Here is a 14,505-nt window from a genome sequence, read left to right as displayed (position 1 = left end):
GGGGCTGGACGCCAAGCTGGCGAGCCTGACCTTCGAGCGCGAGACCCTGCCGGCCAGCCAGCCCGCCCCCGCCGCGCGCTGACCTGACGAACCCGTCCCGGCCGCGAACTACGCCGGGACGGACAAGGCGCCGCCGTCGGCGGCGCGTGGGGCTTTGGCTCGTCCCGCTTTGGGGCGAGGCGATCGAGGAGGGGCGTCGGATGCGTGGTCGGCGACTATCGAAATGGATCTCCGGCGCCGTCGCGCTGTTCGGGGCGGCGCTTCCCGCCGCCGCCGCGCCGCCGGCCCAGCCGCCGCAGGCCTGGATGGCCTATGCGACCCAGGCCACCAGCGTGATCGCCGGATGGATGAACGAGGACGACGCCCGCGCGGCGCGCGTGCGCGACGTCCTGGCCTCGGCCGGCGGCGAGGCCGAGCGGGACGGCCATGTCGAGGTGCGTATCTGGATCGCCCCTGACGGCGTGATCACCCAGGCCGCCGCGCCGGCCGCCGGCGCGGCGGAGGTGCAGGCCAGCCTGCGCGCGCTGTTGGAGGGCCGCCGGCTGGCCGCGCCGCCGAAGCGGATGACGCAGCCGCTGCGCATCGGCCTGCAGGCCGGACCCGCGCCGGCCCCTTCAGAGCCGCCCAAGGCCGCGGCGACCCGCTAGGCGGGTTGCTGCGCCTTGCGCCAGGGCGGCCAGGCCGCGGTGGTGGCGGCGCGCAGCAGCCATTCGAGCGGTCCATAGGCGAAGCGGTCCATCCACCAGCGGCTGACGAACAGCTGGATCGCGAACAGAGCCAGGGCGATGAGGGTGGTCTGGCTGGGCGAGGTCCGTCCGATCCAGCCCAGGCCGTAGCCATAGAAGATCATCGCGCAGACGAAGGACTGCGAGAGATAGTTGGACAGGGCCATGCGTCCGGCCGGGGCGAGGGCGTCGCGGAGGCGGGCGCCGGCCTGGCTCGTGAACAGCAGCACCGCTCCGGCCAGATAGGCCCCGGTCAGCGCCGGCGCGGTGAGCACGCCGACGGCCAGCCCCGCCAGCGTCGCCCCGGGGGCGAAGACGCTGGTCCAGGCGTAGAACAGGGCGCCGGGCAGGCCGACGGCCAGCCCGGCCGCCAGCAGCAGGCGCAGCTTCGGCAGATGCTCGTCGACGCGGGCCAGGGCCTTGCGCCGACCGGCGACCAGGCCGAGGAGGAACATGGCCAGGGCGCACGGCGCCTGTATGAAGGCCACAATGCCCCACACCGAGGACAGCTCTCGCAGGTGCTGGGCGACCACCGCCGCCGGCGAGCCCCTGAATATCTCGGCTTCGGCCTGGGCCTCGGCGAGGATGGCGGCCGGGTTCAGCGGTTCGGGCTTGAGCCCCTGGAGCGTGGCCAGGCTCGCCCAACACAGCGCGGTGACGAGGACCAGCAGGCCGGCGGCGGACAGCAGGAGGCGGTCGTCAGTGCGGCGCGCCGCCAGCAGGACGAGGCCGAGCAAGGCGTAGGTCGTCAGGATGTCGCCGTGGTAGAGCAGGGCGGCGTGGATCAGCCCTATGACCCACAGGGTCGCCAGGCGACGCAGGATCTGGGGGGCGAACGGCCGCCCGGTCCTTTCGGACGAGCTCATCTGCAGGGTGAAGCTGTAGCCGAACAGGAACGAGAACAGCAGGTAGAACTTGGTCTCGAACAGCGCCGAGATCGCGAACTGCACCGCGCGGTCGAAGGGGGCGACGAACTTCGGGTCCGGGATCTCCAGGCCGTAGAAGGTCGACGAGAAGGCGCCGATGTTGACCATCAGGATGCCGAGCAGGGCGAAGCCGCGCAGGGCGTCGACGACGGCCAGCCTGTCATTCTGCGTCGCGTTCATTGCTATTCTCTGTGGGTCGGGCGCAGGAAGCGCCGGGCCAGCAGCAGGGCGGCGCCCTTCTGCTCGGCCGGGCGGAAGTCGGGATCGGTCGCCACCCGGCTGAAGGCGCCGTCGACCAGCATGGTCAGGCAGGAAGCTGCCTCGGACGCCGGCAGGCCGGGATCGATCTGGCCGCGCCGCGCCGCGCCGTCCAGCAGCCCTTCGAGGCGCGCGCGCAGGTCGGCGTCGTTGCGGGCGGCGAGGCGGCCGATGTCGGGGTCGCGGGCCGCCTCGGCGGCGATCTCGAGGGTCAGGCTGGCGAAATCGCCGTCGGCGGCGAGTTCCAGCGCCAGGTCGAGGAAGCCCATGACCTCGGCGTAGAGGTCGTCGCCATCTTCGGCCGCGTCGAAATAGGCCGCGGTTTCGGCGCCCTCCTGTTCGACGATGGCGGCGATGATCGCCTTCTTGCTGGGGAAGTAGTGGAAGAGGGCGCCGGGGCTGATCCCCGCCGCCGCGCAGATCTCGGCGGTGCTGGCCTGATGGAAGCCCTTGCGGGCGAAGCAGGCCTTGGCGACCTCGACGATGGCCTGGCGCCGCGCGGCGTGTTCCCGGGGGTTGACGGTTCTCGCCATCCGCAGCCTCGATTAATAAATAGACTGACTGATCTATTTATTAATCGAGCGCGTTCGTCAAGCCGGCCTGGCCCGGCGGCCTGGCCCAATCGGGGGCGGCCGTTATTGGGTGAACTTGGCGGTTCGCAGTTCGGCCTTGGCGGCCGCGACTTTGGCCTGGAAGCCGGGGTTCTTGAGCAGCGAGGCGACCACCGCCGCGCTGAGGGCGTGGCTGGCCTGGATGTCGGTGGGGAAGTGCGCGCCGCAGACCACGCGGCTGAGGGCGTAGTCCTTGGCGCGGACCATGAACGCCTGGGCCTTCTCCGGCATCAGCACGGCGTAGGTCATGGCGAAGGCGTACCCCTGGGCCGCATGGCCGCTGGGATAGGAGGTCAGCGGCTTGTCGTCGGGATCGCAGGTGGGGATGGCTGGGTCCACCGCCCACGGGCGCTTGCGGGCGAACACCTTCTTGGCCGCCGTGGCGGCGGCGGCGGCGTCGACCTGGACGATCTTCATCACCTCGGCCGTCGCCGGCAGGGTCTTGAGGTCGAAGCCTTCGCCGGCGGTGGCGAAGAAGGCGCTGGGGTCCTCGTGATCGTCGTCCCACTTGGCCTGGGCCAGCCGCTCGGGCGAGCGGGCGGCGATGGTCTGCCGGACGGCTTCGAGGTCGGCCTTGCCGGCGGCGGCGTCGTCGGCCGGCGGCGGCGGCAGGAGCCGGCGCGCGTCGACGTCCTCGGCGGTCAGGAACTGCAGGACCTTGCCGGGCTTGTGCGGCTTGGCGGCCGGCGTCGGGGCCTGGGCCAGGGCGGGCGAGGCGGCCAGCGCGGCGACGGCCGCGGCGGCGAGCAGAAGGCGACGGGGCATCGCGGGCTCCGTGGATGCGGGAGGGTTCGGGGAAAGGCCGCGGCCCGGTCCGGCGAGAGGGGCGGCCGCCGGGCCGGGCTGCGGGGAGCGGCGGTCTTAGAAGGCCGCCTTCAATGTGACCTGATAGCTGCGGCCGGTCTGGTAGGTGAACACATTGGCCGCGCCGCCCTGGAGCGAGGTGGTGGCCGGCAGGTTGGTGCCGGCGATCAGCGCCTTGCCCTTGAACGAGGTGATGTCGGTGCTGTCGAACAGGTTCAGCAACTGGACCTGCAGGCTGTAGCGGCCCAGCTTGTAGGTGGCGCTGAGGTCGGCCTGGTCGAAGGCGTGGATCTTGCCGGTGGGCGGCGTCACGCCCGAGGCGGCGGTGGCGAACTGCGGCCCGATCATCTTGTCGTTCAAGGTGGCGATCAGGATGTCATCCGGACGCAGCAGGCCGTGCCGCTCCATGCGCACGCCCAGGGCGCCGGTCCAGAAGGGGGCCTTGGCCAACTGGCGGCCGTTATAGCCGGGGTTCAGCGGGTCGTCCTTGCCCTCGGCGCTGTTGATCGAGACGTTGGCGAAGGTGCTGAAGCCGTAGGGCAGGACGTAGGTCGCCTGACCCTCGATCCCCTTGTAGGTCGCGCCGCCCGAGTTGGTTTCGTAGGTCTCGTTGGTGGCCGGATCGATCAGGCTTTGGATCTTGTGCTGGAAGTCGATGTAGTAGAGGTCGGCGTCCAGGGTCAGCTTGCCCGAGTTGAACACGGTGCCGATCTGGTAGTTGGTCGATTCCTGCGGCACGACCCTCTGGGCCTGCGGGTTGTTGACGTAGAAGGCGCTGACGTTCGGCACCAGGAAGCCCTGGGCGTACTGGGCGTAGACCGCCCAGTTGGGACGGATGCGGTAGTTCACGGTCAGGAACGGCAGGGTCTTGGTGTAGGTGCTGGAGGTGTAGGCCGGCTGCAGCGAGCCCTTCACCGCCAGGACCGGCGCGTGCACGTAGAGATCGAAGTGCACGTACTTGATCCCCGGCGTGATGGTCAGCTTGTCGGTCGGGCGCCATTCGAACTGGGCGAAGGGCTGGTACTGGTGCCAGCCGGAATACTCGTTGTAGGCGACGTTGAGCGGAACTTGGCAGGCGCCGTCATAGGTCTTGCCGGGCGCAACCTGCTGCGGCAGGCCCTGGCAACCGGTCGGGCCCGGATAGTTGGCGGCCTTCTCGCGGAAGTCGGGCAGGGTGGTGATCAGGTCGATGTCGAAGCGCGAGCGCGAGGTGCGGGCGGTCTCGTACAGGACGCCGACCGTGGCTGTGCCGAAGTCGAACTCCTTGGTGCCCTTCAGGATGTCGCCGCGGACGCGGTAGGCGTTGCGCTTCAGGTAGCCGGGCAGGCCGTATTGCTTGCTCGTGGCGGCGTAGCCGGAGCCGCCGGCGGGATATTTGGCCGAGGGCGTCAGGATGACGAGGTTGGCGGCGGCAAGGGCCTTCGCGCCGACGGTGTTGTCGGCCGTGCCGTCGAGGGCCGACAGGGTCTTGTTGCTGTACCAGTAGGTGTAGGCGGTGTTCTCGACCTTGAAGCCCTGGCCCAGGTCGAGATCGGCCTTGATGTAGCCGAACTCGGTGGCCTTCTTGGTGTAGTTGTAGCCGTAATAGGTCTGCAGCGTCGGGTCGTTGCTCAGGGCGAACCGTTTGCCGTAGGCCTCGGTCTGGGCGACGCTGGCGGTCGAGTTGCTGTCGCCCTGGTTATAGGTGTCCCAGTTGTGGGTGTAGAGCGCGGTCACCGTGAAGCGGTCGGTCACCGGCACCTTGACCTTGATGAACTGGTTGTAGCCGTCGCTGGGGCTGTTGGTCAGGTAGCCCTTGGTCTTGTATTCCATGAAGTTGAGGACGACGTTCGTCCCGTGCAGCCGGTCGATCGGGCCGGTGGCCAGGGTGGTCACGCCCTGATAGGTGCCGAAGCTGCCGGCGGTCAGGGTCTGGCGAACGCTGGGCGCGTCCTCGAACGGCAGCGAATAGAGGTTCACCGACCCGCCGAAGTTGGCCTGGCCCAGGTCGGCCGCCTGGCCGGGGCCGCGGTCGATGACGATGCCGCCGATGGTCGAGGACGGGAAGAACGAGTTGGCGTGGTGGCTGGGGCCGTTGGTGTCGCCCCAGGCGATGCCGTCATAGGTGATGTTGTATTCGCCGTCCTGGAAGCCGCGCATGGTCAGCTTGGCGCCGTCGGTGGCGCCGGGGCCGTTGGCGTTGGGCGTGGTGGCCATCGACGGGGCCAGGATCGCCGAGGTGGTGAAGTCGCCGACCCGCGGCGCCGATTCCTCGATGAACTTGCGGGTGATCACCGCCTGCGGCTCGGTGGCGCTGAGCGAGGACTTCACCTGGGCGACGTCGGCCGCCTGGCCCTTGGGGGCGGTGACGGTGATCTCGGACACTTCCGGATCGTCGGCGGGCTTGCCGGCGGCGTCGTTCGCCCCCGCCGCCATGGCCGGATGGCCGGCGGCGAGCGCCGTGGCCAGGGCCAACATCGAACAGCCGAGCGCGCCTCGCCGAGCGCGTCGTTGCAGATAGATCATTTCGCCAATCCCCTGAGTCACCGTCTAAGGCGGCGGTCCGTCGGGCCTTTGCACCCGTCCGTCGTGAACGCCTTCGGGGGCGGTCATTGCCCCCCGGGTCACGTCGTTCTCAAGTGAAGGATAGGTGTTGAGTACGCGACAGTTTTGTGTCGCGGGTGATAAGTCGTTGAATTTGGGTAAATTTATAAGAGCTTGCCGGTTATTGTCCGCGGCGGCCGGCGACATTGAGATTTCTCAATATCCGCGGACTTTGAAGCCCCGCTTACAGCGCTTATTATAGTCGTCCCGTTGACGCGCCGTGAAGACGCGTCCCCCCGGGGACGATCAGGCGACGGCGCGCTTGACGATGCGCAGCACGAACAGCAGCGCCGCCGCGCCGATGACGGCGACGATGATCGAACTGACCAGTCCGCCGCCGACATGGACGCCGACCCGACCGGTCAGCCAGCCGCCGACGACCGCGCCGACCACGCCGACCACGATGTCGACGACCAGGCCGAAGCCCGATCCCTTGACCAGGAGGCCGGCGAGCCATCCGGCGACGAGGCCGATGACCAGCCAGGCGATAAGTCCGTGATGCATGCGCGTTCCCTCCGGCCGGATCTGGAACGGGACGCCCACGACGCGTCGCCCGGCCGGCGCGCGCGTCGCCGTCAGCGCATGGAAGGCCGCGCAGCGGGGTTCACCGGTGGATGCTACCTCGGAGGAGGAGGCGGGCAAGGGCCCGAAATACGGTCAAGCATCGCGCCGCCGGGCGGAAGAAGAAGCCGCCGCCAGGTTTGCTCCTGGCGGCGGTCCCCCCATCATCAAGGCGCCGCGACAAGGTTTGGAGGTCATCGACGGCCCCTCAGGTCCTGGCCGGCGACGGTGGACGGTTGACGCCGGACAGGACGATGACCCGCCAAGGCTAGAGCGGCGGTGGGACCACGCGCTACCCCGATGGATGTAAACAATTGTATCCTGGTCTCTTGAATGGCCCGCGCGAGCACGGGGCGGGACTGCGAGGTTACAATTGATTACCTGGCGCGCCCTGGCGCGCCGCCGTCGGCCGGCTAGCATGGGGACGCAACGCCTTCCCATTCTCACCGGACCCCCCGCGGGGAGGCGTGGCTCGAGAGGCCGCCGCGCGTCCGCAAGACCGCTGGCGGCCTCTTAGAGGAGGGGGCGGCGAGCCGCCGCGACCGCAGGACGTCATGCTGACACGACGGCGCTTCAGTATTCTGTTCTCGGCGGGCGTCGCCCTTGGCGGGCGGCCGGCGGGAGCGGCCGCGCCCGGGTTCTGGCCGGGCGAGGCGAAGGCCGCCGTCAGCCTGACCTATGACGACGGCCTGCCCAGCCAACTCGACTATGCGTCGCCGCAACTGCGTGCGCGGGGCATGAGGGCCACCTTCTTCCTGACCGAACAGAACATGCGCGCTCGCCTGGACGACTGGCGACGGGCGGCGGCGGCGGGGAACGAGATCGGCGACCATACGGTGACCCATCCCTGCGTCCTGCGCCGGTACTCGGCCGAGAGCTTCTCGCGGCTGGAGCTGGAGCCGATGGAGCGGTTCCTCGACGACAACTTCGGCGCCAGCCGCTTCAAGAGCTACGCCTATCCCTGCGACAACACCTCGCTGGGGGACGGGCCCCAGCTGATCCGCGAGGCCCGCTATCGCGACGTCGTCGGCCCGATGTTCCAGGCGGCCAGGACCACCGAGGGCCCCCCCAACGCGCCGGGCGAGGTGCTGGCCAACCGCCTGTTCCTCAACGGCTTCGAGCCGACCTACGACCGCGACGCGGTCGAGCCGGCGTTCCGCTACCTGCGCCGGGCGATGACGGAGGGCGGCTGGGCCATCCTGGTCTTCCACGAGGTGCTGCCGCGCCGCATGGGCGTGGGCGACACCTGCCTGCGCAACCACGGGCGCATCCTCGACTGGATCGGCGGCCAGCCGATCTGGTGCGCGCCCATGGGCGAGGTCTTCACCCACATTCGCCGGACCCTTGGCGACAAGCCGGGTGAACGGATCGCCGCCGCCGGCTAGGCAGGAGCCGCGCCATGGGCCGTTCCTGGCGGCGCGGGCGACGGCAAGCGCGGAGGACGGGCGTCCTAGCCGGCGGTCGCCTGGCCCGAGGTCTCGCGCCAGCCGCCGCCGAGCACCTTGTAGAGCGCCACCCGGTTCGAGGCCTCGGCGAGCCGCGCCGAGATCAGCGACTGCTGGGCGGCGTAGTAGGCGTTCTGCGACACCAGCACCGTCAGGTAGTTGTCGACGCCGCGAGTATAACGGGCTTCGGACAGCCGCAGGGTGTCGGCGGTCGAGGCCGCGAGCGCGGTCTGGGCGCCCAGCCGCGTGGCGATCGAGCCCCGTTCGGCCAGGGCGTCGGCCACCTCGCGGAAGGCGGTCTGCACCGCCTTCTCGTACTGGGCCACCGCCACGTCGCGGCTGGCCTGCGAATAGCGCAGCCCGGCCAGGTTGGCGCCGCCCTGGAAGATCGGCAGGCTGATCTGCGGCGTGAAGCTCCAGACCCCCGTGCCGCCGCTGAACAGGTCCGAAAGCTTCGGGCTGACCGAGCCGGCGGAGCCGGTGAGGGTTATGCGCGGCAGGAAGGCGGCCCGCGCCGCGCCGATGTCGGCGTTGGCGGCCTTGAGCTGATGTTCGGCGGCCAGCACGTCGGGACGGCGCGTCAGCACCTCGGACGGCAGGCCGGCGGGCACGTCGACCAGTTCGGCCGCCGCGTCGGGCAGGCCGGCGGGGCGCAGGTCGTCGGGCAGGGGCGCGCCGAGCAGCAGGGTCAGGGCGTTCTGGTCTTCGGCGACCTGGGCCGTGTAGCCGGCGAGGTCGGACCTGGCCTGCTCGACGGTGGTCTCGGCTTGGCGCACGTCCAGCTTGGAGGCGGTTCCCAACTGGAAGCGGCGGGTGACGAGATCGAGCGACTTCTGCTGGGCGTCGAGGGTGTTCTGGGCCAGCTGAAGGCGAGCCTGGTCGGCGCCGAGATTCAGGTAGGCGTTGGCGACCTCGGAGACCAGGCTGATCTGGACGTTGCGGCGGCCTTCCTCCGTGGCCAGGTACTTCTCAAGAGCCTCGTTCGACAGGCTGCGCACGCGGCCGAACAGGTCCAGCTCATAGGCGCTGGCCGCGACCTGGCCCTGGTAGGAGCGGCTGTAGTCGACCTGGCCGGTGAGGGGGCTGGGCGAGCGGCCCTGCGACTGGCTGACCGAGGCGTTGACGGCGGGCAGCAGCGGCGCGCGGACGATGCGGTACTGGGCGCGCGCCTGGGCGATGTTCGCCGTGGCGACCCGCAGGTCGCGGTTGTCGCGCAGGGCGATCTCGATCAGGCCGCGCAGCTTGGCGTCGGTGAAGAACTCGCGCCAGCCGATGTCGGCGGCGGCCTGGGCCGCCGCCTGCGATCCCGCCGCGCCGCCGGGCCAGGCCTGGGCGATCGGGGCGACGGGACGCTCGTAGCGCGGGGCCAGGGTGCAGCCGGCCGCCAGGAGGGCCGTCAGCGAGACGGCGGCAATGTGTGTACGCGACATGATCAGCGGCCCTCGCCGGTCGGGTTGGAGGCGGCGGGCGCCGGCTCGGACGCATGGTCGCCATGCTCCTTGAACAGGCGCCGGACCAGCACGAAGAACAGCGGCACGAAGAAGATCGCCAGGACGGTCGCCGACACCATGCCGCCGATGACGCCGGTGCCGATGGCGTGCTGGCTGCCCGAGCCCGCCCCGTTGGAGATCGCCAGCGGCAGCACCCCGAAGATGAACGCGAACGAGGTCATCAGGATCGGCCGCAGACGGATGCGCACCGCCTCGACGGTGGCCTCGATCAGCGAGCGGCCCTGGGCCTGGAGGTCCTTGGCGAACTCGACGATCAGGATGGCGTTCTTGGCCGACAGCCCCATGGTCGTCAGGAGGCCGACCTGGAAGTAGATGTCGTTGGAAAGCCCCCGGAAGGTGGCGGCCAGCAGGGCCCCGACAATGCCTAGCGGCACCACCAGGATCACGGACAGCGGGATCGACCAGCTCTCATAGAGGGCGGCCAGCAACAGGAACACCACCAGGATCGACAGGGCGTAGAGGGCCGGGGCCTGCGCGCCGGAAGCCCGCTCCTGCCGCGACAGGCCGGTCCATTCGAAGCCGACGCCCTGCGGGAGCTTGGCGACGAGCTGCTCCATCGCCTTCATGGCGTCGCCGGTGCTCTTGCCGGGCGCGGCCGAGCCCTGGATGTTGAAGGCGGGCACGCCGTTGTAGCGTTCCAGCCGCGGCGAGCCGTAGCTCCAGTGCGCGTCGGCGAAGGCCGAGAACGGCACCATCTGGCCGGACTTGTTGCGGACGTACCAGCTGTTCAGATCCTCGGGCTTCATGCGGAACGGCGCGTCGGCCTGCATGTAGACCCGCTTGACGCGGCCGCGGTCGACGAAGTCGTTGATGTACGAGCCGCCCCAGGCCGAGCTCAGGGCGCTGTTGATGTCGGCGGTGGTCAGGCCCATCGCCCCGGCCTTGGCCTGGTCGATGTCGACCTGGAACTGCGGCGTGTCGTCCTGGCCGTTGGGGCGGACCTGAGCCAGGGTCTTGTCCTGGGCCGCCATGCCGAGGAGCTGGTTGCGCGCGGCCATCAGCTTGTCGTGGCCGATGCCGCCGATGTCCTGCAGCTGGAAGTCGAAGCCGGAAGCGATGCCCAGCTCCGGCACCGCCGGCGGCACGAGGGCGAAGACCATCGCCCCCTTGATCTGCGAGAAGGCGCCCATGGCTCGGCCGGCGATGGCCTGGGCCTTGAGGTCGGGCGACTTGCGGACGGACCAGTCCTTCAGCCGGACGAAGGCCATGCCCGCGCTCTGGCCGGCGCCGCTGAAGCTGAAGCCGGCGACGGTGAAGATGCCCTGCACCGTGTCCTTCTCCTCGACCAGGAAGTGGTGGTCGAGCTTCTTCATCACGTCCAGGGTCGCTTCCTGGGTGGAGCCGGGCGGCAACTGGACGATGCTCATCAGGATGCCCTGGTCCTCGTCGGGAAGAAACGAGGAGGGCAGGCGCACGAACAGCACGCCCATGATCAGGACGATCACGCCGTAGATGGCCATGTAGCGCACGCTCTGGCCCAGCAGCTTGCGCACCGAGGACTGGTAGCGCGCGCTGCCGCGGTCGAAATTGCGGTTGAACCAGCCGAAGAAGCCGGTCTCCGAGACGTGGTGTCCCTTCTGGATCGGCTTGAGCAGGGTGGCGCACAGGGCGGGCGTCAGCACCAGGGCGACCAGCACCGACAGGGCCATGGCCGAGACGATGGTGATCGAGAACTGTCGGTAGATGACCCCCGTCGACCCGCCGAAGAAGGCCATGGGCACGAACACCGCGGCCAGCACCAGGGCGATGCCGATCAGCGCTCCGGTGATCTCGCCCATCGATTTGCGGGTGGCTTCCTTGGGAGACAATCCCTCCTCGCTCATCACCCGCTCGACGTTCTCGACCACCACGATGGCGTCGTCGACGAGCAGGCCGATGGCCAGCACCAGGCCGAACATGGTCAGGGTGTTGATCGAGTAGCCGAAGGCCGCCAGCACCGCGAAGGTGCCGAGCAGCACCACCGGCACGGCGATGGTCGGGATCAGGGTGGCGCGCCAGTTCTGGAGGAACAGGAACATCACCACGAAGACCAGGACGATGGCCTCGATCAGCGTCTTGACCACTTCCTCGATCGACAGCTTCACGAACGGCGTCGAGTCATAGGGGATGACGTACTTGACGCCCTCGGGGAACTGCTTGGAGAGCGTTTCGATCTCCGCCTTCACCGCGGCGGCGGTCTTCAGGGCGTTGGCGCCGGTGGCCAGCTTGATGGCGATGCCGGAGGCCGGCTTGCCGTTGTAGTTGGCGGCGGAATCGTAGCTTTCGGCGCCGAGCTCCACGCGGGCGACGTCGCCCAGGCGCACGAGCGAGCCGTCCGGGTTGGTCTTGAGGATGACCGCCCGGAACTGTTCGGGCGTCTGCAGCCGCGACTGGGCGCTGATGGTGGCGTTCAGCGCCGTTCCCTTGGTCGCTGGCGTCCCGCCGAGCTGACCGGCGGAGACCTGGGCGTTCTGCGCTCGCACGGCGGCGGCGATGTCGGCCGGGGTCAGGTTGAAGCTGTTGAGCTTGTTGGGGTCCAGCCACAGACGCATGGCGTACTGCGAGCCGAACAGCTGCACGTCGCCGACGCCCTCGACGCGGCTGATCGGGTCCTGGATGTGCGAGGCCAGATAGTCGGCGAGGTCGATGTCGGTGTACTTGCCGTTGTCGCCGTACAGGCCGATGACCATCATGAAGTTGCGCTGCGCCTTGGCCACGGTCAGGCCTTGCTGCTGCACTTCCTGGGGCAGCAGGGCGATGGCGCTCTGCAGCTTGTTCTGCACCTGCACCTGGGCGATGTCAGGGTCGGTCTTGGACTCGAAGGTCAGGGTGATCTGGGCGAGGCCCGCCGCGTCGCTGGTCGACGACATGTAGAGCAGGCCGTCCAGGCCCTTCATCTTCTGTTCGATGACCTGGGTGACGCTGTCTTCCACCGTCTTGGCCGAAGCGCCCGGATAGACCGCGGTGATCGACACCTGCGGCTCGGCGATGTTGGGGTATTGGGCGACCGGCAGCGTGCGGATGGCCAGGGCGCCGGCCAACATGATCACGATGGCGATCACCCAGGCGAAGATCGGGCGATCGATGAAGAAGCGGGACAACATGGCGCGGCCTTCAGTGCTGCTGGGCGGGCGCGGTCGCCGGCGTGGCGCCGCCGGCCTGGGTGGCGGGCGCGGCCTTCACCGGCGCGCCGGGGCGAACCATCTGGAGCCCCTCCACGATCAGCTTGTCGCCGGGCTTGAGGCCCGAGGTGACCAGCCAGTTGGGCCCCACCGTCCGCGACACGGTGATCTGGCGCAGCTCGGCCTTGCCGTCCGCGCCGACCACGAAGGCCGTGGCGTCGCCCTTGGGATCGCGGCTGACGCCGGTCTGCGGCGCCAGGATGGCGTTGGGCGAGACCCCTTCGTCGACCACCGCCCGCACGTACATGCCTGGCAGCAGGACCTTGTTCGGATTGGGGAACACCGCCCGCAGGGTCACAGAGCCGGTGCTCTGGTCGACGGTGACGTCCGAGAAGGCCAGGGCGCCGGTCTGCGCGTAGGTCTGGCCGTTCTCCAGCACCAGCTTGACCGGGGCCTTGCCCGAGCCGTCGAGCCGGCCGGCGGCGATCTCGCTCTTGAGCTTGAGCAGGTCGGCGCTCGACTGGGTCACGTCGACATAGATCGGGTCGAGCTGGGTGATGGTGGTCAGGGCGTTGGTCTGGCCGGCGGTCACCAGGGCGCCGGGCGTGACCGTCGACTTGCCGATGCGGCCGGAGATCGGCGCGGAGATGCGGGCGTAGTCGAGGTTGATCTGGGCGGTCTGGACGGCGGCCTTCTGCGCGGCGACGTCGGCGACCGCGGTCTGCAAGGCGGCGTTGGCGTCGTCATAGTCCTGCTTGGAGACCGCGTCGATGGCGACCAGCTCCTTGTAGCGCTGGGCCTTGAGCCGAACCGTGGCCAGGTTGGCCTGCGACTTGGCGAGGGCCGCCTGGGCGCTCGCCAGCGAGGCCTGATAGGGGGCGGCGTCGATCTGGTACAGCACCTGGCCGGCGCGGACGTCGCCGCCTTCCTGGAACAGGCGCGATTTGATGATGCCGTTGGCCTGAGGACGGACGTCCGAGATCAGGTAGGCGCTGGTCCGGCCGGGCAGGGAGGCGGTCAGCGGGACCGCTTCGGCCTTCAGGACCACGTAGCCGACCTGGGCCGGTCCGTGCGGCGGCCCTCCGGCGGGCTTGCCTCCGCAGGCCGCCAGGGCCAGGGCTGCGGCGGCTGCGCCGGCGACGAGAAGCGGGCGCGCGGTGCGGCGGATTGCGAGCATTGAGATCCTGAACCCCATTGGAGCCAACGGCGCCGGTTTCCCCCGCAACGCCGACTTCGTTCGAAAACGTGGCAAAAGACAATATTGCAAATTGAGAATGAACGTTCATTCTCAGGGCCGCAGGTAGGGGCGGCCTTGTTCGCGGTCAAGGTGAGCCCTTGGATTGTCAGCGAAAATTAATGGAGAAACCGCCTGCGATGAACGAGGCGACCGAAGACACCGGCGAAGGCAAGGCCGAAGCGCGCAGACGACGGATCGTCGCTGCGGCGGCCGATCGGTTTCGCCGCGAAGGCTTCCACGGCGCCAGCATGGCCGAGATCGCCCGTGCGGCCGGCATGAGCGTCGGCCAGATCTATCGTGAGTTCGAGAACAAGGAAGCCCTGATCGCGGCGATCGTCGAGCAGGATCTGGAGGAGGGCATCGCCTTCCTGTCGGAGGTGTCGTCGGGTGACGGCGGATTGGTCGATCTCCTGGTCTCTCGGGCGGGCGACGGGGTGGCCCGGGCGGCCGATCCGGCCCGCAGCGCCCTGATGCTGGAGGTCGCGGCCGAGGCGGCGCGCAATCCGGCGGTGGCGCGGGCGGTGCAGCAGGCCGACGCCGCCGTCCGCACCCGATGCCGGTTGATGATGGCCGACCTGCGCCGCCCGGGCGAGGACATGGCCGAGCTCGACGCCAAGGCCGAGATGATCGGCCTGCTGTTCGAGGGGCTGCCGCTGCGCCTGGTCAAGAACCCCGACCTCGACCGCGAGCGGTTCGAGAAGATCCTGCAAAGGGTCATCCGCTGCGTGCTGGAAGGCGGCTGA

11 protein-coding genes are annotated in these 14,505 nt (G+C 69.4%); 3 read left to right on the top strand and 8 right to left on the bottom strand.

Annotated features, from left to right (window positions below):
- Positions 1-200 precede the first annotated feature (200 nt).
- Positions 201-647, top strand: a complete 447-nt coding sequence (locus C5708_RS18530; protein ID WP_242923402.1) for a hypothetical protein — start codon at positions 201-203, stop codon at positions 645-647.
- Here C5708_RS18530 and C5708_RS18525 read toward each other — a convergent pair.
- The 5 genes from C5708_RS18525 to C5708_RS18505 all read right to left on the bottom strand — a co-directional run bounded on the left by C5708_RS18525 (position 644) and on the right by C5708_RS18505 (position 6,411).
- Positions 644-1,831 carry a DUF418 domain-containing protein gene (locus C5708_RS18525; protein ID WP_242923401.1) on the bottom strand — a complete coding sequence of 396 codons (1,188 nt, stop codon included), beginning with the start codon at positions 1,829-1,831 and terminating at the stop codon, positions 644-646. The two genes, C5708_RS18530 and C5708_RS18525, sit on opposite strands and share 4 nt — an antisense overlap.
- A 2-nt stretch (positions 1,832-1,833) precedes the next feature.
- Positions 1,834-2,442, bottom strand: a complete 609-nt coding sequence (locus C5708_RS18520) for a TetR/AcrR family transcriptional regulator (RefSeq protein ID WP_242923400.1) — start codon at positions 2,440-2,442, stop codon at positions 1,834-1,836.
- Between the two features lie 102 nt (positions 2,443-2,544).
- Positions 2,545-3,285 (bottom strand): phosphatase PAP2 family protein, encoded by a 741-nt coding sequence (locus C5708_RS18515; protein ID WP_242923399.1) that lies wholly within the window; start codon positions 3,283-3,285, stop codon positions 2,545-2,547.
- 96 nt (positions 3,286-3,381) lie between these two features.
- Positions 3,382-5,829 carry a TonB-dependent receptor gene (locus tag C5708_RS18510; RefSeq protein ID WP_242923398.1) on the bottom strand — a complete coding sequence of 816 codons (2,448 nt, stop codon included), beginning with the start codon at positions 5,827-5,829 and terminating at the stop codon, positions 3,382-3,384.
- Between the two features lie 324 nt (positions 5,830-6,153).
- The gene (locus C5708_RS18505; RefSeq protein ID WP_242923397.1) at positions 6,154-6,411 is read right to left on the bottom strand and encodes a GlsB/YeaQ/YmgE family stress response membrane protein; all 258 of its coding nucleotides are present in this window, start codon (positions 6,409-6,411) and stop codon (positions 6,154-6,156) included.
- Positions 6,412-7,022: 611 nt separating this feature from the next.
- Between C5708_RS18505 and C5708_RS18500 the strand changes: the two genes are divergently transcribed.
- On the top strand, positions 7,023-7,853 hold the full coding sequence (locus C5708_RS18500; protein WP_242923396.1) for a polysaccharide deacetylase family protein: 831 nt from the start codon (positions 7,023-7,025) through the stop codon (positions 7,851-7,853).
- Positions 7,854-7,918: 65 nt separating this feature from the next.
- Here C5708_RS18500 and C5708_RS18495 read toward each other — a convergent pair whose 3' ends face one another.
- The 3 genes from C5708_RS18495 to C5708_RS18485 are packed head-to-tail and all read right to left on the bottom strand — an operon-like array spanning position 7,919 to position 13,702.
- Positions 7,919-9,343 (bottom strand): efflux transporter outer membrane subunit, encoded by a 1,425-nt coding sequence (locus C5708_RS18495; protein WP_242923394.1) that lies wholly within the window; start codon positions 9,341-9,343, stop codon positions 7,919-7,921.
- A gap of 2 nt (positions 9,344-9,345) precedes the next feature.
- Positions 9,346-12,507, bottom strand: coding sequence for an efflux RND transporter permease subunit (locus C5708_RS18490; RefSeq protein ID WP_242923393.1), 3,162 nt, complete (start codon positions 12,505-12,507; stop codon positions 9,346-9,348).
- 10 nt (positions 12,508-12,517) lie between these two features.
- Positions 12,518-13,702: an efflux RND transporter periplasmic adaptor subunit gene (locus tag C5708_RS18485; protein ID WP_242923392.1), complete on the bottom strand. Its 1,185-nt coding sequence runs from the start codon at positions 13,700-13,702 to the stop codon at positions 12,518-12,520.
- A gap of 197 nt (positions 13,703-13,899) precedes the next feature.
- Here C5708_RS18485 and C5708_RS18480 point away from each other — a divergent pair, with 197 nt between their 5' ends.
- On the top strand, positions 13,900-14,505 hold the full coding sequence (locus C5708_RS18480) for a TetR/AcrR family transcriptional regulator (RefSeq protein ID WP_242923391.1): 606 nt from the start codon (positions 13,900-13,902) through the stop codon (positions 14,503-14,505).

It is taken from the genome of Caulobacter sp. CCUG 60055 (genome assembly GCF_022750545.1).
Classification (GTDB): domain Bacteria; phylum Pseudomonadota; class Alphaproteobacteria; order Caulobacterales; family Caulobacteraceae; genus PUIC01.
The sequence above is the reverse complement of the archived record's forward strand: the minus strand, read 5'-3'. Positions and strand labels throughout refer to the sequence as shown.